The 21,306-nt window shown below is 72.9% G+C and carries 20 protein-coding genes; 12 read left to right on the plus strand and 8 right to left on the minus strand.

Annotation, left to right across the window (positions count from 1 at the left end; genetic code table 11):
* Positions 1-50: 50 nt before the first annotated feature.
* Genes HZZ00_RS15480 through HZZ00_RS15495 form a run of 4 tightly spaced genes read right to left on the minus strand, consistent with a single transcriptional unit; the run spans position 51 to position 4,037 of the window.
* Positions 51-866, minus strand: coding sequence for an ABC transporter permease (locus HZZ00_RS15480; RefSeq protein ID WP_070025092.1), 816 nt, complete (start codon positions 864-866; stop codon positions 51-53).
* A 25-nt stretch (positions 867-891) separates the two neighbouring features.
* Positions 892-1,785, minus strand: coding sequence for an ABC transporter permease (locus HZZ00_RS15485; RefSeq protein ID WP_074990614.1), 894 nt, complete (start codon positions 1,783-1,785; stop codon positions 892-894).
* A 3-nt stretch (positions 1,786-1,788) separates the two neighbouring features.
* A complete protein-coding gene (locus HZZ00_RS15490; protein ID WP_180332723.1) occupies positions 1,789-2,982 on the minus strand; it encodes an ABC transporter substrate-binding protein in 1,194 nt (397 codons plus the stop codon).
* Positions 2,983-3,005: 23 nt separating this feature from the next.
* Positions 3,006-4,037, minus strand: coding sequence for an ABC transporter ATP-binding protein (locus tag HZZ00_RS15495; RefSeq protein ID WP_180332724.1), 1,032 nt, complete (start codon positions 4,035-4,037; stop codon positions 3,006-3,008).
* 104 nt (positions 4,038-4,141) lie between these two features.
* Here HZZ00_RS15495 and HZZ00_RS15500 point away from each other — a divergent pair, with 104 nt between their 5' ends.
* The gene (locus HZZ00_RS15500; RefSeq protein ID WP_180332725.1) at positions 4,142-4,888 is read left to right on the plus strand and encodes a FadR/GntR family transcriptional regulator; all 747 of its coding nucleotides are present in this window, start codon (positions 4,142-4,144) and stop codon (positions 4,886-4,888) included.
* Positions 4,889-4,925: 37 nt separating this feature from the next.
* Complete coding sequence (locus tag HZZ00_RS15505) at positions 4,926-5,690, plus strand: cache domain-containing protein (RefSeq protein ID WP_180332726.1); 765 nt, start codon at positions 4,926-4,928, stop codon at positions 5,688-5,690.
* Between the two features lie 19 nt (positions 5,691-5,709).
* Here the strand turns inward: HZZ00_RS15505 and HZZ00_RS15510 are convergent, their stop codons facing one another.
* Positions 5,710-7,188, minus strand: a complete 1,479-nt coding sequence (locus HZZ00_RS15510) for a glutamate--cysteine ligase (protein WP_180332727.1) — start codon at positions 7,186-7,188, stop codon at positions 5,710-5,712.
* 185 nt (positions 7,189-7,373) lie between these two features.
* Here HZZ00_RS15510 and HZZ00_RS15515 point away from each other — a divergent pair, with 185 nt between their 5' ends.
* The 6 genes from HZZ00_RS15515 to HZZ00_RS15540 all read left to right on the plus strand — a co-directional run bounded on the left by HZZ00_RS15515 (position 7,374) and on the right by HZZ00_RS15540 (position 14,703).
* Positions 7,374-8,177 (plus strand): SDR family oxidoreductase, encoded by an 804-nt coding sequence (locus tag HZZ00_RS15515; RefSeq protein ID WP_180332728.1) that lies wholly within the window; start codon positions 7,374-7,376, stop codon positions 8,175-8,177.
* 362 nt (positions 8,178-8,539) lie between these two features.
* Positions 8,540-9,244: an SDR family oxidoreductase gene (locus tag HZZ00_RS15520; RefSeq protein WP_180332729.1), complete on the plus strand. Its 705-nt coding sequence runs from the start codon at positions 8,540-8,542 to the stop codon at positions 9,242-9,244.
* A 230-nt stretch (positions 9,245-9,474) separates the two neighbouring features.
* Positions 9,475-11,358, plus strand: a complete 1,884-nt coding sequence (locus tag HZZ00_RS15525; protein WP_374028528.1) for an ABC transporter ATP-binding protein — start codon at positions 9,475-9,477, stop codon at positions 11,356-11,358.
* 90 nt (positions 11,359-11,448) lie between these two features.
* Positions 11,449-12,099, plus strand: a complete 651-nt coding sequence (locus HZZ00_RS15530; RefSeq protein ID WP_180332731.1) for a transcriptional regulator — start codon at positions 11,449-11,451, stop codon at positions 12,097-12,099.
* 71 nt (positions 12,100-12,170) lie between these two features.
* Positions 12,171-13,142 (plus strand): pyridoxal-phosphate dependent enzyme, encoded by a 972-nt coding sequence (locus HZZ00_RS15535; protein ID WP_180332732.1) that lies wholly within the window; start codon positions 12,171-12,173, stop codon positions 13,140-13,142.
* Positions 13,143-13,251: 109 nt separating this feature from the next.
* Positions 13,252-14,703 carry a WGR domain-containing protein gene (locus HZZ00_RS15540; RefSeq protein ID WP_180332733.1) on the plus strand — a complete coding sequence of 484 codons (1,452 nt, stop codon included), beginning with the start codon at positions 13,252-13,254 and terminating at the stop codon, positions 14,701-14,703.
* Here the strand turns inward: HZZ00_RS15540 and HZZ00_RS15545 are convergent.
* Both HZZ00_RS15545 and HZZ00_RS15550 read right to left on the minus strand, forming a co-directional pair.
* Positions 14,667-16,259, minus strand: coding sequence for a glycerol-3-phosphate dehydrogenase/oxidase (locus tag HZZ00_RS15545; protein ID WP_180332734.1), 1,593 nt, complete (start codon positions 16,257-16,259; stop codon positions 14,667-14,669). The two genes, HZZ00_RS15540 and HZZ00_RS15545, sit on opposite strands and share 37 nt — an antisense overlap.
* The gene (locus HZZ00_RS15550; RefSeq protein WP_070024977.1) at positions 16,256-16,870 is read right to left on the minus strand and encodes a TetR/AcrR family transcriptional regulator; all 615 of its coding nucleotides are present in this window, start codon (positions 16,868-16,870) and stop codon (positions 16,256-16,258) included. Before HZZ00_RS15550 ends, HZZ00_RS15545 begins: the two co-directional genes overlap by 4 nt.
* Before the next feature lie 118 nt (positions 16,871-16,988).
* Here HZZ00_RS15550 and HZZ00_RS15555 point away from each other — a divergent pair, with 118 nt between their 5' ends.
* From HZZ00_RS15555 to HZZ00_RS15565, 3 genes are all read left to right on the plus strand, one after another.
* Positions 16,989-18,581, plus strand: coding sequence for an FAD-binding oxidoreductase (locus HZZ00_RS15555; protein ID WP_180332735.1), 1,593 nt, complete (start codon positions 16,989-16,991; stop codon positions 18,579-18,581).
* Between the two features lie 33 nt (positions 18,582-18,614).
* Positions 18,615-19,514: a YegS/Rv2252/BmrU family lipid kinase gene (locus HZZ00_RS15560; protein WP_180332736.1), complete on the plus strand. Its 900-nt coding sequence runs from the start codon at positions 18,615-18,617 to the stop codon at positions 19,512-19,514.
* An 83-nt stretch (positions 19,515-19,597) separates the two neighbouring features.
* Entirely contained in the window at positions 19,598-19,936 is a 339-nt protein-coding gene (locus HZZ00_RS15565) for an NUDIX domain-containing protein (protein ID WP_180332737.1), read from the plus strand.
* A gap of 6 nt (positions 19,937-19,942) precedes the next feature.
* Here HZZ00_RS15565 and HZZ00_RS15570 read toward each other — a convergent pair whose 3' ends face one another.
* Positions 19,943-20,149 carry a hypothetical protein gene (locus HZZ00_RS15570; RefSeq protein WP_180332738.1) on the minus strand — a complete coding sequence of 69 codons (207 nt, stop codon included), beginning with the start codon at positions 20,147-20,149 and terminating at the stop codon, positions 19,943-19,945.
* A gap of 121 nt (positions 20,150-20,270) precedes the next feature.
* On the opposite strand from HZZ00_RS15570, the gene HZZ00_RS15575 reads away from it, so the two are divergent.
* Entirely contained in the window at positions 20,271-21,284 is a 1,014-nt protein-coding gene (locus tag HZZ00_RS15575) for a Dyp-type peroxidase (protein ID WP_180332739.1), read from the plus strand.
* Positions 21,285-21,306: the final 22 nt, after the last annotated feature.

Raw genomic sequence — 21,306 nt, forward strand, 5'->3', positions numbered from 1 at the left:
TCGCCCGGCACGCCCGGACCGGCCCTCGCCCGCGCGTGTCCGGGCCCGGCTCACACCCGGCTGGAGGTCGCCGTGTCCGCGGACAGCCGCTGGGCGAGATAGATCGGCACCACCGACACCAGCACCAGGACGGCGGCCACCACATTGACCACCGGCGCCTGCTGAGGCCGTGTCATGTTGCCGAAGATCCAGATGGGCAGCGTCTCGACGCCGGGCCCCGCGGTGAAGGTGGTGACCACGACCTCGTCGAAGGAGAGCGCGAAGGAGAGCAGCGCGCCCGCGAGCAGCGCCGAACGCACCAGCGGGAAGGTGACGTCCAGGAAGGCGCGGAACGTGTGCGCGCCGAGGTCCATCGCCGCCTCCTCGTACGACGTCGTCGTCCGCCGCAGCCGCGCCACCACGTTGTTGAACACCACGACGATGCAGAACGTGGCGTGCCCGACGATCACCGTGAACAGCCCGAGCCCCACGCCGAGCGGCCGGAGCACCGTACCGAAGGCCGAGTTGAGGGCGATGCCGGTGACGATGCCGGGCAGCGCGATCGGCAGCACCACTATGAACGACACCGTGCCGCGCCCGAAGAAGCGGTGCCGGGCCACGGCGAACGCGATCAGCGTGCCGAGGACGAGCGCGATCGCCGTGGCCCCGAGCCCCGCCTTCACCGACACCCACAGGGCGTGCCGGGCACCGGAGTCGTGCACGGCCGCGGACCACCAGCGCCCGGTCAGCCCCGGCGGCGGCCAGCTCGCGCTGCGGTCCGGATTCAGGGAGTTGACGAGGACCAGCAGCAACGGGACGTAGATCACCGCGAATCCGATCCCGGCGCCGATGCGCAGGGCGACGCGGGCACTGCGGCTGAGATGCACGTGGCTCATCCTCTCCGGGGACCGGTCACAGACTGTTCAGGGCGCCCGTACGGCGGATCGCCAGCAGATAGACCACGATCACCACCACCGGGACCGTGCCGAGCGCGGCGGCCATCGGCAGGTTCAACTCGATGTTGGAGTACACGAGATTGCCGATCAGCTGCGTCTTGCCGCCGACGATCTGCACGGTGATGTAGTCGCCGAGGCTCAGCGAGAAGGTGAACACCGAACCCGCCGCGACCGACGGCAGCACCATCGGCAGCACCACCGAGCGGAAGGTGCGCCCCGCGCGGGCACCGAGGTCCGCCGACGCGTCGAGCAGCTGCGCCGGCAGCTGCTCCAGCGCGGTGTGGATCGGCAGGATCATGTACGGCAGCCACAGGTACGTCAGGGTGAGCACCGTGGCCGGCAGCCCGAACCCGGGGCCGCTCAGTCCGAACGGCGCGAGCAGCCAGTCGGCGAGCCCGCCCTGGGACAGTATGAGCCGCCAGGCGTACACCTTGACCAGGTAACTCGCCCACAGCGGGGTGAGGATGGCCACCACCAGCAGCGGACGCCGGCGCGGCGGGGCCACGCGCGCGGTGTAGAAGGCGACCGGGAAGGCGATCAGCGCGCACAGCACGGTCACCGCGAGCGCCACGCCCACACTGCGCACGATCACCTCGCGGAACACCGGCACCGTCACCAGCTGGTGGAAGTTGTCCGCCGACCAGACCTTCACCACCTGCGAGGTGAAGGAGTCGGTGGTCCAGAAGGCGGAGGCGAACAGCACCGCCAGCGAGCCGAGATAGAGCACGGCCAGCCACAGCAGCGGCGCGGTGAGCAGCAGGGTCAGCCGCAGCCGGGGCCGGCGGTGCAGCGCCCCGGCGAGCCGGCGGACGGTGCCCGGCCGGGCGGCGCTCGTCGCTTCACTCGCCACGGCTCAGCCCTTGATCTCGGTCCATGCCTGCACCCACTTCGCGTACGGCACGCACTTCACGTCGGTACGGCCGTCCAGGCACTGCTCGATGGGCGTGTTCCAGAAGGCGATCCGCTTCCAGTAGTTCTCGTCCGCCGCGTGGTAGACCGAGCAGAAGCTGCGGTCCTTGGTCTGCGCGCACGCCTTGGAGTTGGCGGGCGCTTCCCCGAAGTACTCGGCGACCTCGGCGTTGACCTTGGGCGAGACGATCCAGTTCAGCCATTTGTAGGCGCAGTTGGGGTGCTTGGCCTTGCTGGAGACCATCCAGGTGTCCGACCAGCCGGTCGAACCCTCCTTCGGCACCAGCGCCTTGACCTTGGCGCCCTCGGAGGCGGCGAGGTTGGCGATCACCTGCCAGGTGGTGCCGACGACCGAATCACCGCTCTTGAAGGCCGAGACCTCCTTGAGGTAGTCGCCCCAGTACTCGCCGATGCCGGCGTTCTGCCGCTTCAGCAGCGCCACGGCCGCGTCGAACTGCTTCTGGTCCAGCGCGTACGGGTCCTTGATCTTCAACTCCGGCCGGGTGGCCTTCAGGTACAGGGCCGCGTCGGCGATGTAGATCGGCGAGTCGTACGCCGTGACGTGGCCCTTGTGCGCCGAGGCACGGTCGAAGACCGCCGACCAGGAGGTGGGCGCGGGCCGTACCTTCTGGGTGTTGTACATCAGCAGGTTGGCGCCCCGGCCGTGCGGGATGCCGTACATCTTTCCGTCGACGGAGTTCCAGGCGCCGTTCTTCAGCCCGCTGAAGACGTCTTTGTAGTTGGGCACCAGATCGGTGTTGACGGGGGCCGCGTCACCGGACGCGATCAGGCGCAGGGAGGCGTCGCCGGAGGCGGAGACGGCGTCGTAGTCGCCGGTCTTCATCAGCTTGACCATCTCGTCCGAGCTGGCCGCGACCTTGGAGTGGACCTGGCAACCCGTCTGCTTCTCGAAGTCGCCGACCCAGTTCACCTTGGGGTCGTTGGAACCGTCCTCGACATAGCCGGCCCAGGCGATCAGATCGACCTGTCCCTCGGTCCTGCCGAGCTTCGTGGGGGCCTTCAGGTCGGGCGGGTTCAGTCCGGTGGAGGAGGTCGAGCCGGATGAGTCGCAGGCGGCGGCGAGCAGCAGCGCGGCGCCGACGCAGGCGGCGGTGCGCAGGGTTCGGGTGAGACGCACGGCGTTTCTCCAGGAGGTGGGGGTCAGGAGGGCAGGCGGACGGCGTGGCGGCGGTGCCACTGGAGGCGGACCCGGCTGCCCCGGTAGGCGGCGACGTCCTCGGCGGAGGTCTCCAGGTTCTGCTGCACCGCGGTGAGCCGGCCGCCGCCGTCGAGGTCGACCAGGAAGCGGGTGGCGTCGCCGAGGTAGACGGCGTCGGCGACCGTACCGGTGACAGTGGTGTGTTCCGGTTCGTCCGCCTCCGCGGACTCCTTCAAAACACGGATCTTCTCCGGGCGGATGTTGTAGGTGCCCAGGGCGCCGGTGATCCGGTGGGCCACCTCGCCGTCCAGCAGGTTGGAGGTGCCGACGAACGAGGCGACGAAGGGGGTGGCCGGGCGTTCGTAGATCTCCGCGGGCGTGCCGACCTGGGCGATGCGGCCCTGCTCGAAGACGGCGATCCGGTCGCTCATCGTCAGCGCCTCCTCCTGGTCGTGGGTGACAAACACGAAGGTGATGCCCACCTCACGCTGGATCGCCTTGAGTTCGACCTGCATCTGCTCGCGCAGCTTGAGGTCGAGGGCGCCGAGCGGCTCGTCGAGCAGCAGGACGCGGGGACGGCCGACGAGGGCGCGGGCGAGGGCGACGCGCTGCCGCTGCCCGCCGGACAGCTGGGCGGGCCGCCGCCCGCCGTATCCCTCCAGCCGCACCTCGGCGAGCGCCTCACGGGCCCGGGCCAGGCGCCGGGCCTTCGGCACCTTGCGGATCTTCAGCGCGTACGCCACGTTCTGTTCGACCGTCATGTGCGGGAAGAGCGCGTAGTCCTGGAAGACGGTGTGCACGTCCCGCTCGAACGGGGCGAGCCCGGTGACCTCCTGCCCGGCCAGCTCGATCCGGCCCCCGTCGGGCGTCTCGAACCCGGCGACGAGCCGCAGCACCGTGGTCTTCCCGGAGCCGGACGGGCCGAGCATCGAGAAGAACTCGCCGTCCCTGATCTCCAGATCGACCCCCGCCACGGCGGTCGTCCCGCCGAACGACTTGCGCAGGTCGTGCAGCCGGATCGCGATGCCCTGCATGGGGGAACCTTTCTGGCGCCCTGTACGTTGACGGCAAACATATGAAGTCATAGTTCTCAACTCAAGAGCCCGTTGGGGTAAAGCTTGAGTCAACGCACGAGGTGATGACCGTGAGGCAGGACCAGGCGGACGGCGGTGCCCGCAGTGCCGTCTTCAGTCCGGTGGACACCCGGGCCCGCGTGGACACGGTCGTCCGCCGGCTCGGGGACGCGATAGAGCTGGGCCTCCTCGCCGACGGCGAACAGCTGCCGGGCGAGACGGAACTCGCGGGCCGGCTCGGCGTCTCCACCGTCACCCTGCGGGAGGCGCTCATGGCGCTGCGCCAGCAGGGCCTGGTCATCACCCGCAGGGGCCGTGGCGGGGGCAGCTTCGTCTCGCTGCCCGACGCTCCCGCCGAGGACCGGCTCCGGTCCCGGCTGCGCGGCTGGAGCACCGAGGAACTGCGCGACCTCGGCGACCACTGGGCCGCCCTGTCCGGAGCCGCCGCCCGGCTCGCGGCCCAGCGCACCGAACCCGATGACCTGCGTCAACTGAGGCGCACCGCCGACGCGTTGGACCAAGCCGTGGACGCTCCCGCCCGCAGTCGTCTGTACGGCCGCTTCCACGTCGAACTCGCCGCCGCCGCCCAGTCCGCGCGCCTCACCCGTGAACAGGTCGCGCTCCAGGGGGAGGTGGGCGCACTGCTCTGTCTGGTCCTGGCCGACCCCGCATATCGTGAAGAAGTTGCGGACCGGCAGCGCGCACTGCTGCGTTCCGTGCAGGATGGGGCCCACGAAACGGCCGGTCCGCTGGCCGAGCGGTGCGTCAGGGAGTCGACGGCGCGGCTCGTCGCCGTACGCCTCGCCCTCTGACCGCGCCGCGTCCGGTCACCGTCCGCTGGAGGACACCATGGGCGTCAGCCCCGGGCTCGCCGCCCCCGGCACGGAGACGGAGCTGTGGGTGGCCGCGCGGGTGGGCGGCGCGCTGGAGGCCGTCTTCGAGACGGTCGCCGCGACCCGCGCCGACACGGCCGCCCTGCTCACCCGGGCGATCGCGGAGGGCCGCCGGCCGGCCGGCGCCGACCTCGCGGCCCTCCGCCCCGCCCTGCACCGCCACCTCACCGAGGGGGAGCTGGTCTCCGGCGCCGGCTTCGTCGCCGCGCCCGGTCTGCTCGCCGACGTGCCCGCCTGGCTGGAGTGGTGGCAGCGGGGCGCCGACGGCGGCATACGGCCCCTGCTGCCCGATCTCGACCCCGGCCGCTCAGCGTACTCCGACTACACCCACTGGGACTGGTTCGCGCTGCCCCGCGACACCGGGCGGCGGGCCGTCGCCGGACCGTACGTGGACTATCTCTGCTCCGCCGAGTACAGCCTCACCCTCTCCGAACCGGTCCACGTCCAGGGCGAGTTCGCCGGAGTGGCCGCCGCGGACGTGTATCTGCGGCACTTCGAGGCGGCCGTGCTCCCGCTGCTGCGGCACCTCGCGCGCCCCGCCCATCTGGTGAACGCCCGCGGCCGGGTGGCCGCCTCCGCCGATCCCGCGCATCTGGCCGGTTCCCTCACCAGGGGACCCGACTTCGCGGAACTGCTGCTCGGCGGCGCGCGGACCGGGGCGCACCAGGGGATGCGGCTGGTGCCGTGCCGGGGAGTTCCGCTGGTGCTCGTCCTGGCCTGAGCGCCCGGGGCGCCGGTGTTCAGTCCACGGGCCAGGTGTGCACCGGGGCGTTGAGGTGCATGTAGTCGATGTACAGCTGGGTCATCCGGCGCAGCGCCTCATGCCGGCCGGCGTGCGTGGTGTCCACGATGCGGTGGAACGTCTCCTTCTGCCACACGGCCCCGTTGCGGCCCGTCACGCAGCGCTGCTCGATGATCCCGAGCAGCGGCTCCCGCCACGCCTCGTCCATGCCGGAGAGTTCGAGGCCGCGATGGGCGAGCGGCAGCAGTCGGCGCAGCACGAGTTCGGGGACGGTCACCTCGCCCACCCCCGGCCAGTACAGCAGCGCGTCGATGCCGTGCCGGGCGGCGGTGTGCAGATTGTCCTCGGCGGCCTGGAAGGACATCCGCGACCACACCGGGCGGTCCTCCTCCACCAGCGCCCGGGTGAGCCCGTAGTAGAAGGCGCCGTTGGCGAGGGTGTCGGCGACGGTGGGTCCGGCGGGCAGCACCCGGTTCTCCACGCGGATGTGCGGACGGTCGTGGGAGACGGCGTAGACGGGCCGGTTCCAGCGGTAGATGGTGCCGTTGTGCAGGGTGAGTTCGCCGAGTTCGGGGACGTCGCCGCGGTCCAGCGTCTCCGCCGGGTCCTGTTCGTCGCACAGGGGGAGCAGGGCCGGGAAGTAGCGCAGGTTCTCCTCGAACAGGTCGAAGACGCTGTTGATCCACCGCTCCCCGAACCACACCCGGGGCCGTACGCCCTGCACCTTGATCTCCTGCGGGCGGGTGTCCGTGGCCTGCTCGAACAGCGGGATGCGGGTCTCGTGCCACAGCTCCTTGCCGAACAGGAAGGGCGCGTTCGCCGCGAGCGCGACCTGGATGCCGGCGATGGCCTGCGCGGCGTTCCAGTAGCCGGCGAACTCCTCGGGGGAGACCTGGAGGTGGAACTGGGTGCTGGTGCAGGCGGCCTCCGGGGTGATGCTGTCCGCGTAGGTGCGCAGCCGGTCGACGCCGTCCACCTCGATGCGCAGATCCTCGCCGCGGGCGGCGAACACCTGGTCGTTGAGCAGCCGGTAGCGGGGGTTCTCCGACAGGGTCTCCTCGCCGATGTCCTTCTGCTCCAGGGTGGGCAGGATGCCGACCGTGATCAGCCGGGCGCCGACCGAGCGGGCTCGCTCGTCGGCGTGGTCCAGCGCGGCCCGGATCTCCGACTCCCAGGCGTCCGGACCGCCCGCCGTCAGCCGCCGCGGCGGCACGTTGATCTCCAGGTTGAACCGGCCCAGCTCGGTGGCCCAGGCGGGGTCGGAGATCGCGTCCAGCACGGCACTGTTGCGCATGGCCGGCTCGGCGTCCTCGTCCACCAGATTGAGTTCGATCTCCAGACCGACCTGCGGACGCTCGGACTCGAACCGTTCCTCCCGCAGCATCTTCGCGAACGCGTCCAGGCACTCCTGCATCTTGATCCGGTACCGTCGGCGGTCCTCGCGGGTGAACACGAGCGCCGGGACGTCTCGCCCCATCGGCCCTCCAGGATGACCCCTCGTCGGACAGTCTCCCCCCAATGTCGCACCATCGCGGGGGGCTCACCATGCGGATGGGGGAGGGGCCGGGGCCCGCATCGGGGCGGCGGGAAACCGGGTGCGTCCGCCGGGCCGGGCCCGCCGGTGGTGGTTCGGCCCCCGCGCCGGTGGTTACCCCGGACCGTATGAACGAGGAACGGCCGCTCGCCCTGATCACCGGGGCCTCCAGCGGCATCGGATACGCACTGGCCGGGCAGTTCGCCGAGCACGGCTACGATTTGCTGATCAACGCCGAGGACGGCCGCCTGGAACAGGCCGCGCGGCGGCTGCGGGAGACCGGGGCCGAGGTGCGCGCCGTACGGGCCGACCTCACGGACGCGGCGGGCGTCGACCTGTTGGTCTCCGCGACGACCGGCCTGGACATCGACGTCGCCGTGCTCAACGCCGGGGTCGGCCGGGGCGGAGCCTTCGCGGACACCGATCTCGCCGACGACCTCGCCGTGATCGAGCTGAACGTGGTCTCGACCGTGCGGCTCGCCAAGCCGCTGCTGCGCGACATGGTCCGCCGCGGCACGGGCCGGCTCGCCTTCACGTCCTCCATCGCCGCGACCACACCGGGCCCCTTCCAGCCGGTGTACAACGCCTCCAAGTCCTTCGTGCAGTCCTTCGCCGAGGCGCTCGGCAACGAGGTGAAGGACACGGACGTCACCGTCACCGCGTTCCTGCCGGGCCCGACCGACACCGACTTCTTCCGCCGGGCGGACCTCGGCGACACCAAGCTCGGGACCATGGAGAAGGACGACCCGGACGACGTGGCCCGGCAGGCCTACGAGGCGATCGTGCGCGGCCGCGCCACCTCGGTCACCGGCTCGCTGAAGACCAGGGCCCAGGCCCTGGCCAACAAGGTCCTGCCGGACGGCGTCAAGGCCGCGGTGCACCGCTCGATGACCGAGCCGGGAACGGGCGGGGAGGACGGCCCGGAGCGGTGACGGCCCCCGTGTCACCCGGTCGGTCCGTCTCCGATGGCCCCCGCGCGGGCGGCGACGGAAGGTCTGAACGAGATCTTCGCCCGCCGCGGCACGCCCCCGTGCCCCGCAGCGCCCCAGACCGGCCCCCGCCGCACCGCCGACCAGTCGGCGCCGGCGGCGGGCCGACCCGGGGCGGGGAACAGTGAATCCATGCGCTCGGGTCGTTCCCCGCCCCGATCCCGATCGCTGCGCGTCGGCAGGGCTCTGCCGTCGACCTGCAAGGTTGGAAATCCGAACTTAGTGACCGTACAACCTTGCGGCCGGGAAACCGATCGGTTTACGGTGGGCGGAAACCGATCGGTTTCCGAAAGGGAAGAGACATCATGACCGCGATCAAGGACTCCGTCGTCCTCGTCACCGGCGGCAGCCGCGGCCTCGGCCGGGCGCTGGTGGAGGAGCTGTACCGGCGCGGGGCCGCCAAGGTGTACGCGACGGCCCGCGACCCCCGCGCGGTGACGCATCCCGACGCCGTTCCGCTCGCCCTGGAGGTCACCGATCCCGCGTCGGTGGCGGCCGTGGCCGCGCGGACGCCGGACGTCACCGTTCTGATCAACAACGCCGGCGTCTCGGTGGGCGCGGACTCCCTGCTCAGCGCCCCACTGGACGACGTGCGCCGGGAGTTCGAGACCAACTTCTACGGACCGCTGCTGCTCACCCGCGCCCTGGCGCCGGTGATCGAGCGCAACGGCGGCGGTCACCTCCTCAACGTCCACTCGGTGCTCTCCTGGCTCGGCGTCGCCGGGTCCTACAGCGCCACCAAGGCGGCCTTGTGGTCCCAGACCAACTCCCTGCGCCTGGAGCTGCGGCCGCGGGGCATCGGGGTCACCGGACTGCACGTCGGCTACATCGACACGGACATGGCCTCGGGCATCGACGCACCCAAGTCCGACGCCCGGGACGTCGCCGCGCTCGCCCTCGACGGCGTCGAGACCGGTGCCCACGAGGTCCTGGCGGACGACCTCACCCGCGGCGTCAAGGCGGGCCTCTCCGGCGACCTGGCGGCGCTCTACCCGCAACTGGCGCTCTGACGCCGCCGCGAACCCCATCGGTCACACACGCATCGAGCACCGGCGTTTCGGCCACCCCCGTCCGCGCGGGCGGCCTTGTGCCGCTGCGACCGCGCGTTCGAGGCCCCGGGACGACGGGCCGGCTCTTCGTCCGGAATCGAGCGCGTTCGAATCGGCCGCCTCCTCGTTGAGCCTGACACCGCCGGACCACCCGGGTGCGGTGCCGACTCCGAGGAGGAACGCGGGTGACCGTGACCGACGCTTCGACAGACAGCTCCCCGACCCCGCCCCCGCCACCGCCGGCCACCATCGGCTACGAGGGGGTCTTCGGCAAGAACCCGCTGGAAGAGGCCGGTTTCCGGGCCATGTGCGGTCGGCTGCCCTCGGTGCTCGGCCGGACCGCGCGCATGGCCTGGGCGGTGGACCGGACCGGCGTTGTGCTGCTGCTCCTGTGCCAGGTGGTCACCGGCGCCGCCGCCGCCGTCGTGCTGGCCGCCACCTCGCGGGCCATGACCCACGTCCTCGGCACCGGCACGGTGTCCGAACGCCTGCACGGGGCGCTGCCCGCCCTCGTCGTGGTCACCACGGCGGCGGCCACCGGCCGGATCAGCTCCGCCGTGGCCTCCTACGGCGACGGCCGGATCACCCCCCGGCTGGTCACCGAGGCCGACGTGGCGCTCGTCTCCGCCGTCTGCCGGGTGGAGGCCTCCGCGCACGGCGAGGACGGGTTCGCCGACCGGCAGGAGGCCGCGGAGGTCGGCGTCACCCGCACCACGACGATGGTCAAGGACGCGCAGCGGTTCATGGCCGCCCTCGTCCGGATGATCGCCGCCGGCGGCGTCATCACCGCACTGCACTGGCTGATGCTCCCGCTGCTGCTGCTCGCGGTGCTGCCCGCCGGACTCGGCGCCGTGCTCTCGGCCCGCGTCGACTACGAGACGCACTACCTCAACCTGGCCGACCGCAACGTGCGCGGCATGATGCGCTGGTGGGCCGCCTACTCCCGGCACGGCGACGAGGTCCGCGCCAACGGCATGACCGGCTACCTCGTCTACTGGTACCGCGCGCTGTCCGAGCGGATCGACCAGCGCATCCTGCGCGCCGCGCCCCGGATGCTCCGCATCGTCCTCGCGACCTCCGCGCTCGGCGGCGCGTTCCTGCTGCTCACCTGGGCCGCCCTCGCCTGGCTCGCGATGACCGGGCGCGTGGCCCTGCCGGTCGCCGCCACCGCCGTCGTCGCCGTCCAGGCCACGCTCGGCGCGCTGACCCAGTTCGTGCAGAACGGGGCCGCGATGTTCCACACCTCCCTCTACCTCGCCGACATGCGTTCCTTCCTCGACATGGCGGCCGAACGCGCCCCGAGACGCGGCGAGTCGACGATCCCCGAGCAGGTGGCGGAGATCCGCCTCGACGAGGCCGTGTACCGCTACCCCGGCCAGGAGGAACCCGCCGTGGACGGTGTCTCGCTCACCCTGCGCCGTGGCGAGATCATCGCGATCGTCGGCGAGAACGGCTCCGGCAAGTCCACCCTGGCCCGGCTCGTCACCGGCATCCTGCTGCCGGACAAGGGCCGCGTGCTGTGGGACGGCACGGACCTCGCCGGTGCCCGGCCCGACTCCGTCTGGTCCCGCACCGCGCTCGTGCCGCAGGACTTCGCCTGCTGGCCGCTGCGCACCCGGGAGAACATCACCCTCGGCCAGCCGCGCGGCCACGACGACGCCCTGGTGTGGGAGGCGGTGGACGCCGTCGGCATGCGCGAGGCGGTCGAGGGGCTGCCGCAGGGGCTCGACACCCTGCTCGCGCGGGAGGTCTACGGCGGCGTCGAACTGTCCGGTGGCCAGTGGCAGCGCCTCGCCTGCGCCCGCGCCCTGTACCGCCGTACGCCCCTGCTCATCCTGGACGAACCCACCTCGCAGATGGACCCGCGCGGCGAGCACCGCATCTTCCTGGAGATCAAACGCATCGCCGCGCGGCGCATGACCATCGTGGTCACCCATCAACTGGAGAACACCCGTCTCGCCGACCGGATCGTCGTGCTGCGGCACGGGCGCATCGTAGAGGAGGGGCACTACGACGAACTCGTGCAGGCCGGCGGCCTGTTCGCCGAACTGGTGGCCCTCGCCAAGGACCGGTGAGGCCCCGGGGCCGAAGACGGCCCTGGACAGCGGACGCTCCAGTGCTTAGCCTCATCGTCCAGAAATGGATTTTCAGGCCAAGGAGGGTCGGTGGACGGTGGGGTGGCGGACGAGCACCTCGTCCGGGAGGCCGAGAAGATCGCCGTCGCCCTGGGCCGGATGTTCCCGGGCCTGTGCGAGGTGGTCCTGCACGATCTGCGGGATCCGGACCACTCGATCCGGGCCATCGAGAACAACCTGTCCGGCCGCCGGGTCGGCGACCCGGCCACGGAACTGGGCATGGCCCGGATCGCCGACCCCGCCTACCCCGGCGTCGTCCAGAACTACCCCAACCGGTTTCCCGACGGCCGCCCGGCGAAGAGCACGTCCATCGGCATCAAGAACGCCGAGGGCCGGTACGTCGTGGCGCTCTGCCTGAACCTCGACGTCTCCGTCCTCTCGCCCGTGGCGCTCACCCTGGCCAACCTCGTCGCCACCGACACCGGGCACGGCGATCAGCCCCCGGAGACGCTGCGCGACCGCCGCTCCCGCGAACTGCGCCGTGCGGTGGAGGAGTTGGCCGCCGAGCGGGGATGCCCGCCCCGCTCGCTGAGCCGCGCGGACAAGAAGGCGCTCGTCCGGCAGCTGTACCGGGACGGCTGCTTCGAGTCCCGGGACGCCGCCCGGTCCATCGCCGACCTCCTCGGCGTGTCCCGGGCGACCGTCTACAACTACGCGAAACCGGCCGCGGACTCCGCTTGAGACCAGGTCACGGAATTCCGCACGCCGCAGCAGACACCGACGAACGCCCGGTAGAGAAAGAGGACTTCACCATGCCCGCCGCCGACCTGCCCGTCACCCTCGCCGACGTCCGCGAGGCCGCCGCACGCCTCGAAGGCTTCGCCCACCGCACCCCCGTCCTCACCTCCCGCACCCTCAACGAGCGCGTGGGCGCCGAGGTGTTCGTCAAGTGCGAGAACCTCCAGCGCATCGGCGCCTTCAAGATCCGCGGCGCCTACAACGCGATCGCCTCGCTCACGCCCGGGGAACTGGCCAAGGGCGTCGCCGCGTACTCCTCCGGGAACCACGCCCAGGCCACCGCCCTCGCCGCCCGCGAACTGGGCACCACCGCCGTCATCCTGATGCCCGAGGACACCCCACGCTCCAAGATGGAGGCCACGGCCGGGTACGGCGCGGAGATCGTCACCTACGACCGCTACACCCAGGACCGCGTCGCGCTCGGCCAGGCGCTCGCCGAGGACCGGGGGCTGACCCTGATCCCGCCCTACGACCACCCGGCCGTCATCGCCGGCCAGGGCACCGCCGCCCTCGAACTCCTGGAGGAGACCGGACCGTTGGACGCCCTGCTGGTGCCCGTCGGCGGCGGCGGACTGATCGCCGGCAGCGCCGTCACCGCCAAGGCGCTGCACCAGGACATCCGGGTGATCGGGGTGGAGCCGGAGGGCAGCGACGACACCAAGCGGTCGCTGGAGAGCGGCACCCGCGTGGCCGTCCCCGTGCCCCGCACCGTCGCCGACGGCCAGGCCGTGGCCGTCCCCGGCGAGCTGACGTTCACCGTCAACCGGCGTCTGGTCGACGCCATCGCCCTGGTCGGTGACGCGGAGATCATCGACGCCATGCGCTTCGCCTTCGAACGGCTGAAGATCGTGCTGGAACCCAGCGGCGCCACCCCCCTGGCCGCCCTGCTGTCCGGTCGTGTCGAGGACCTCCCGCCCCGCGTCGGCGTCATCGCCTCGGGCGGCAACATCGACACCCGCCGCTTCACGGAGCTGATGGCCGGCTGACCGCCGGGCGCCCCGCAGTCCGGTCGATTGTCAGTGCCCCCGCCTACGGTCTGATCAGTGAGAGGGCCCGCCGGGACGGCCGCGGGCCCGTTGCGGGGAGGGGTGTGCCATGTCCGCGGTGTCCACCGGGGAGACGACGTATCTGGAGCTGTCCCAGGAGGGCGGGGGCGCCCACAAGTTCTACGAGGTGACCGTCGACGGCCTGGTGGTGACGGTGCGGTACGGCCGGATCGGCGCCGCCGGGCAGACCCAGACCAGCTCGTTCCCGACCGTGGAGAAGGCACGGGCCGCCGCCGCGAAGAAGGTGGGGGAGAAGGTCCGCAAGGGGTACGCCCCGGCGATCCCGGGCGGCCGGGCCCCGCGCGCGGTGACCCGGCGCCAGGTCACCTCGGCGCCCTCCACCGCACGGGCCGTGGCACCGGTGCTGTGGCGTTTCCGGACCGGCTCGGCCGCCTTCGGCATCCATGTGGACGACGAGCACTGCTGGGTGGGCAACCAGGCGGGCGACGTCTACACCCTGGACCACGAGGGCGCCGTGCTGGCCCGCTTCGGACTGCCGGACGGCGTGAAGTGCCTGGTCGCCGACGACTTCTGGATCTACGCGGGCTGCGACGACGGCAAGGTCTACGACCTGTCCTCCAAACTGCCCTTCGCCGCCTACGACATCACCGCCGACGTCGACATCTTCTGGCTGGACATCCACGAGGGCGTGCTGAACGTCTCGGACCGCGCCGGCCGGCTCACCGTCATCGACCACGAGGACGAACACCAGTGGGCCCGCCGCAGCCAGGGCGAGCACGCCTGGATGGTGCGCGCCGACGACCGCGCCGTCTACCACGGCCACCACCAGGGCGTCACCGCCTACCGCCCGGACGGCGGCGGCGAGTTGTGGCACACCCGCACCCGCGGCGGGGTGCTGTTCGGCTGGCAGGAGGACGACGCGGTGTACGCGGGCACCGGACACCGGGTGGTCCAGCGGCTCTCCAAGGCGACCGGCGCGATCGAGGCGACGTACGCCTGCGACAGCGCGGTGTACTCCTGCGCCACCTCGCCGGGCGGCAGGTTCGTGTTCGCCGGGGACTCCGCCTCGTCCGTCTACTGCTTCGACCGGGACGGCACCCGGCTGTGGAAGCTGGGCACCGGCAGCGGCTCGGCCCTGTCGATGCAGTACCACGACGGGCGGCTGTACCTGGTGACCACGGACGGCTCCCTGGTGTGCGTGGACGCGAGCGAGACCGCCATCGGCGCCGCCCAGCAGGGCAGCGTGCCGGTGGTGCGGGACGTCAAGCTCGCCGCCGCCCTGCCGACCTACGCCCCGGCCACGGCCGTGCAGGCCGTGGCCACCGTCGCCCAGGCGCCCACCGGCTCGGTCGTCGTGGAGTGCGTCCAGGACGCCGGCCGGCTGCGGGTGCACGTGGTCTCCGACGGCTACGACTCCTCCTGGAACGTCCAGTTCCCCCGCGCGATACGCCAGGCGGGCGCCCGGTACGTGGTGGACGCCCTGCACCCGGCGGCGGGCGGGTTCTACCGGGTGCGGGGGGACATCCGGCGGCTGCTGTGAGCCTCCCGGGCCAGCACCTCCCGCGCGACCTCCAGAGCCGCCTCGCGGTCCTCGTCCACCAGGCCGATGCGGGTGCGCCGGTCCAGGAGGTCGGACTCGTCCAGCGCGCCCTCGTGGCGGACCGCCCACAGGAGTTCGGCGCGGGTGACCGGGTGCCCGGGCAGCACCGGGCCGGCCAGGGCGGGCTCCTCGGCGATGAGGGCGTGGACGGCGGCGGCCTCGGTGCCGTGGCGGCGGACCAGCCGGCGTGGCACCGCGAGGGCGCGCAGCCGTTCGGGTGCGGCGGCCCCGACCAGGGGCAGCGCGGCGGTCCGGGACGGGGGCGCGGCAAGCCCCCGGGACGCGGCCGCGGCGTCCACGGCGTCCTGCGCCATCCGGCGATAGGTGGTGAGCTTGCCGCCGACCACCGTGGTCACCCCGTTTGCCGAGGTCAGCACGGCGTGCCGGCGCGAGACGTCGGAGGTGCGGGCCGGTGCGCCGCCGGTCGAGGTGTCCAGCAGGGGCCGCAGGCCGGCGAAGGCGCCGACGACCTCGTCCCGGGCGACGGGCGCGTCCAGGGCCGAGCCGAGCACGTCCAGCAGGAAGCCGATGTCCGTCTCCGGCACCTCGGGCACATCGGGGATGCCGCCCTCGACGGGTTCGTCGGTGAGGCCGACGTAGACCCGGCCGTCCCCCTGGGGCAGCACCAGGACGAACCGGTTGGTCTCGCCGGGGATCGGGATGTGCAGCCCGGCGGGCAGATGGCCGAGCCGCTGCGAGCGCAGCACCAGATGGGTGCCGCGCGAGGGCCGGATCCGGATGCCCTCGACCAGTCCGCCCGCCCACACCCCGGCCGCGTTGATCACGGCGCGGGCCCTGATCTCGCCCTCCTCGCCGGTGAGTTCGTCCCGGACCCGGGCGCCCGTGCCGGTCAGCTCCAGCACCCGGACACGGGTCAGCACCCGCGCGCCGTGCGCGGCGGCCGTGCGGGCCAGCGCGGTCACCAGCCGGGCGTCGTCGGTGACCCGTCCGTCCCAGGACAGCAGCCCGCCGCGCAGCCCGGACGCCCGCACCGAGGGCGCGAGGTGCCGCGCCTCCGTCGCCGACAGCCGGCGCGGCGCGGGCAGCACCTGGCGCGGGGTCCGCGCGGCCAGCCGCAGCATGTCCCCGGCCCGCAACCCGGCCCAGGCGATGGACGCCTGAGCCGTCGACACCATCGGCGTCAGCGGCAGCACGAACGGCTGCGCCGCCACCAGATGCGGGGCGGTACGGGTCATCAGCACCCCCCGCTCCACCGCGCTCTCGTGCGCCACGTCGAACTGTGCGGACGCCAGGTACCGCAGTCCGCCGTGGATGAGCTTGGAGCTCCAGCGCGAGGTGCCGAAGGCCAGGTCGTGGGCGTCCACCGCGACCACGTCCAGCCCGCGCGCCGCCGCGTCCAGGGCGGCGCCCGCACCGGTGGCGCCGAGGCCGACGACCAGGACGTCCACCGTCCGACCGTCCGCGGCCTCGGCCAGCTCCCGGGTGCGCCGGGCCGCGTCGAGGGACGAGCCGGGTATCGCCTCGGTCTGGCTCATGGCGTCAGGATCCTCTCCAGGAGGGTGCGCAGCTCGCCGAGGAAGGCGGCGGAGTCCAGCTCCGGGTCGTCCTCGTCGGTCATCGTGCGCAGGGACAGGGTGAAGGACTGCACGGTCAACAGCAGGGCGCGCGCCTGCCGTTCGATGTGTCCGGGGCGCACGGAACCGTCCGCGTGGCCCTCGCGCAGGCCCTCGGCCAGCAGCGCGAGCAGCGCCTCCTGACTCGCCCCGCGCCGGTCGAGCACATAGGGGAGCAGCAGCTCCGGATCGACGTCGACGATCTTGTGGAAGAGGGGGTGCGCCCGGAACGCCTCGACGCCGGCCACCAGCCCCCGCACCAGCCGGGTGCGTGTGTCGACACCGGGCGCGGCCTCGGGGATCGCCCGGGTGGCCACCGCGATCCACTCACGGGTCATCAGATCGCCCACCAGCGTGCGCAGGTCGGGCCAGCGCCGGTACAGGGTCATCCGGGAGACACCGGCGCGGCGGGCGACGTCGGCGAGCGTGGTGCGGCGGACCCCGACGGCCAGTACGCAGTCGCGGACCGCGTCGAGCACCGGGTCGCTGTCCGTGCCGGAACCGTCGGCACCGTTGTGACGAATAGGCGTCATGTGTAACAGTGTAACGCCCCGGGCCGGGCGGAACCGGTGGACCGCGACGGCCGCCCGGCGCACGGCCGTCGGCCGCCGCGCGGACCGAGCACACCGACCTTGTGAGGACGACCGTTCAATGGACATGCTGTGGAACGGCTGGGGCGACCCGGCCAAGGCGGCACCGCTGCCCGACTCGGTGACCGGGCTGCTGCGCGACCTGCTCGGCGTCAAGCCGCGCAGCACCCCCGCGCTCGCCCTGAAGGACATCGAGCCGCCCGCCCCCACGGCCGGCCCGGCCGCCCTCGCGGCGCTCGCCGAGGCCGTCGGCGACGCCGCCCACGTCCGCACCGACCCCGAGAGCCGCATCCGGCACACCCGCGGCAAGTCCACCCCCGACCTGCTGCGCATCCGCACCGGCGACACCCGCGACGTCCCGCAGGCCGTGGTCCTGCCCGCCACCCACGACGAGGTCCTCGCCGTGCTGCGCGCCTGCGCCGCACACGGGCTGGCCGCCGTCCCCTTCGGCGGCGGCACCTCCGTGGTCGGCGGCCTCGCCCCCGAGCGCGGTGCGTTCGTCGCCCTCGACCTGCGCCGCATGAACCGCCTGCTCGACCTGGACACCGTCTCGCGCACCGCCGTCCTCCAGCCGGGCCTGCGCGCCCCCGAGGCCGAGGCCCTGCTCGCCGAACAGGGCTTCACCCTCGGCCACTTCCCGCAGTCCTTCGAGTGGGCCAGCATCGGCGGCTTCGCCGCGGCCCGCTCCAGCGGCCAGGCCTCCGCCGGTTACGGCCGCTTCGACGAGATGGTCCTCGGCCTCACCCTCGCCACCCCCGAGGGCACGGTGGAGACCGGCCGCGCCCCGCGCTCGGCCGCCGGCCCCGACCTGCGCCAGCTGATCCTGGGCTCCGAGGGCGCCTTCGGCGTCATCACCTCCGTGACCGTACGCGTCCGCCCGCTGCCCGAGGCCAGGATCTACGAGGGATGGCGGTTCGCCTCCTTCGAGGAGGGCGCCGCCGCGCTGCGCAGGCTCGCCCAGGACGGGCCACGGCCCACCGTGCTGCGCCTGTCCGACGAGACCGAGACCCTGATCGGCCTCGCCTCTCCCGACGCGATAGGCACCTCTCTGGAACGCGGCGACGCCGGCTGCCTCGCCATCACCGGTTACGAGGGCACCCCCGAGGAGACCGCGCACCGCCGCGAGCGCGCGGCGGCCGTCCTGACGGCCGCGGGCGGCACCCCGCTCGGCACGGAACCCGGCGAACGCTGGGCCCACGGCCGCTTCTCCGCGCCGTACCTGCGCGACGCCCTCCTCGACGTCGGCGCCTTCGCCGAGACCCTGGAGACCGCCGCCTTCTGGTCCCGCATCCCGGAGCTGTACGGCGCCGTGCGCGGCGCGCTCACCGACACCCTCACCCGGGCCGGCACCCCGCCGCTCGTGATGTGCCACATCTCCCACGTCTACGAGAACGGCGCCTCCCTCTACTTCACCGTCGTCAGCGCCCAGGGCGAGGACCCGGTGGCCCACTGGACGCCCGCCAAGCACGCGGCGAACGAGGCCGTGCTCGCCGCCGGCGGCACCATCTCCCACCACCACGGGGTGGGCACCGACCACCGCGACTGGTATGTCAGGGAGGCCGGAGAGCTGGCCGTCGAGGCACTGCGCGCCGTCAAGCGCCGCCTGGACCCCGACGGCCTGCTGAGCCCCGGCGTCCTGCTGCCCACCGACTGACCCGACCCGACCGCCTGCCCCGGAGGCACATCGATGCGCCAGTTCACCGCCGTCGTCAACCCGACCGCGGGCGGTTCCACCGCGGCGGCCACGCTGCTCCAGGTGGCCCGCCTGCTGCGCGAGGCCGGGGCGGGCCTCGACACCGAGTACAGCAACAGCCTGGCCCACGCCCAGGACATAGCCCGCAGGGCCGGCGAGCGGGGCCGGGTCGTGCTCGCCGTCGGCGGCGACGGCATCACCGGCGGCATCGGCGGCGCGCTGAGCGGCACCGGAACCGTCTTCGGGATCGTCCCGGCCGGGCGCGGCAACGACTTCGCCCGCGCGCTGGACCTGCCGTCCGAGCCCGCCGCGCTCGCCGACATCCTGCTGCACGCGCGGCCGCGCCCGGTCGACACCATCGAGGTGGAGTCCGCCGTCCACCGGCGCACCGTGGTCCTCGGCAGCGTCTACGCCGGGGTCGACGCGCTGGCCAACCGGCACGCCAACCACGCCCGGCTGCTGCGCGGCTCCGCCTCCTACTACGCGGGCGGACTGCGCGCCGTCACCACCTGGCGGCCGGCCGACTACCGCGTCACCGTCGACGGCGCGGAGCACCGCCACCGCGGCTACACGGTCGTCGCCGCCAACTCCCCCTACTACGGCTCCGGCCGCCAGATCGCCCCCGGCGCCCGGGTGGACGACGGCCTGCTGCACGTCGTGATGATCCGGGAGGCGCCCCGCCGGCTGTTCTTCACCCTGATGAACGAGCTGCGCACCGGCGCCCACATACGCCGCCCCGAAGTACGCGTCCTGCGCGCCAGGGAACTGCGCATCGAGGCCACCCGTCCCGTCCCCTACGGCGCCGACGGCGAGGTGGAGGCCACCCTGCCCGTGACGGTGCGGGTGCGGCCCGGGGACCTGCCGGTGCTGTACCGGCCGGCGGATCCGGCCTGACCCGTGTGCCGCCCCCGCGGCACGGGTAGGCGAGCAACGACCGGGCGGGGTACCGCGGACGGGCCGGAGAAGAGGGGGAGCACATGGGGAACGTCGTACAGGCCGTCGTCGTCTACGACGGGCGGCTGCTGCTGGTGGGGAGGGCGGACGGCGGGGAACTGCCGTCGGGCACCGGGCAGCCGGCCGAGACCGCGGAGGCCACCGCCGCACGCGTCGTCTACGAACTCACCGGCTACCTCGTCGACGGCTCCGCGCCGCTGGACGGCACCGATGCCGTGGTGTGCCAACTCCTCAGCGAGCAACCGTCGGAGGGCGCCCGTCTCACCTCCGAGCAGATCCACTGGACGCCGATCGGGGAGACCGCCCGCGCCGCGCTCCCCCCGGCCGTCCGCACCTACATCGAGGGCCACACCCCCGTGTGAGGCCGGTCAGAGGTCCCCTTCGAGGAACCGCCGCAGGTTTACGACCGCCCGCTCGCTCTCGCCCTCCGCGACCAGCCGGCCCGCCGCTTCGACGGCCCGCGCCGCGAAGGCGAGCCGCCGCTCGGCCCCGCCGGACGGCGGCCGCGCGCCCACCTCGATCCGGCCGTCCACGCCGGTCGCGCGCAGCTGCCGCACCCGGACGGCGGTCCCCACGGTGGCCTCGCCCGGCCCCGTGTACGGTCGCCGCCTCCGGCCAGGGTGACGGCACACCCTCCCGGCCACGGCGCCGGACGCAGACCGGCCGTCCGACCTGCCGAGTCCGCGGCGTGGCGGCATGCTGGAACGGTCCGGCCCCGCCCCGCACGAGGAGGCAGGCACCGTGCCCGAATCCCAGCCCGTCGTCGTCCCGCCGGCCAGAGCCGCCCTGTTCCTCGTCGTCACCGTGGACCCGGGCGGCGAGGACACGGTCCGGGACCTCTTGCAGGACGTCTCCGCCCTGCGCCGTTCGGTCGCCTTCCGCGCCCCGCCCGAGGAGCTGAGCTGCGTCGTCGGTATCGGGTCCACCGCCTGGGACCGGCTGTTCAGCGGACCGCGCCCACGGGACCTGCACCCCTTCCGGGAACTGAGGGGTCCCCGCCACCACGCCCCGGGCACCCCCGGCGACCTGCTCTTCCACGTCCGCGCCCGGCGCATGGACCTCTGCTTCGAACTGGCCCGGCTGTTCGCGCGGCGGCTCGACGGCGCGGCCACCGTGGTGGACGAGGTGCACGGCTTCAAGTTCTTCGACGAACGCGATCTGCTCGGCTTCGTGGACGGCAGCGAGAACCCCGAGGGCGAGATCGCCGACGACGCGGTGTTCATCGGCGACGAGGACGCGGAATTCCGCGGCGGCAGCTATGTGATCGTGCAGAAATACCTGCACAACATGAAGGCGTGGGACGCCCTGCCCGCGGAGGAACAGGAAAAGGTCATCGGGCGCACCAAACTCGCCAACGTCGAACTGCCCGACGAGGTGAAACCCGCCGACTCCCACGTGGCGCTCAACACCGTCAGCGACGAGCACGGCAACGAACGCAAGATCGTGCGCGAGAACATGCCTTTCGGCAATATCGCGCAGGGCGAGTTCGGCACCTACTTCATCGGATACGCCCGTACGCCCGAGGTCACGGAGTCGATGCTGCGGAACATGTTCCTCGGCCGCGAGGAGGCGCGGCACGACCGCATCCTCGACTTCTCCGTCCCGGTCACGGGCTGTCTCTTCCACGTGCCCACCATCGACTTTCTCGACGATCCCCCCGAGCGGCCTCCGCTTGCGGCCCACTCGGCGCCGGGTTTCAGTGAATACTGACCCCTTGCGCTCCAGGAGTTCT

Source organism: Streptomyces sp. NEAU-sy36 (genome assembly GCF_013423905.1).
Taxonomy (GTDB): Bacteria; Actinomycetota; Actinomycetes; order Streptomycetales; family Streptomycetaceae; genus Streptomyces; species Streptomyces misionensis.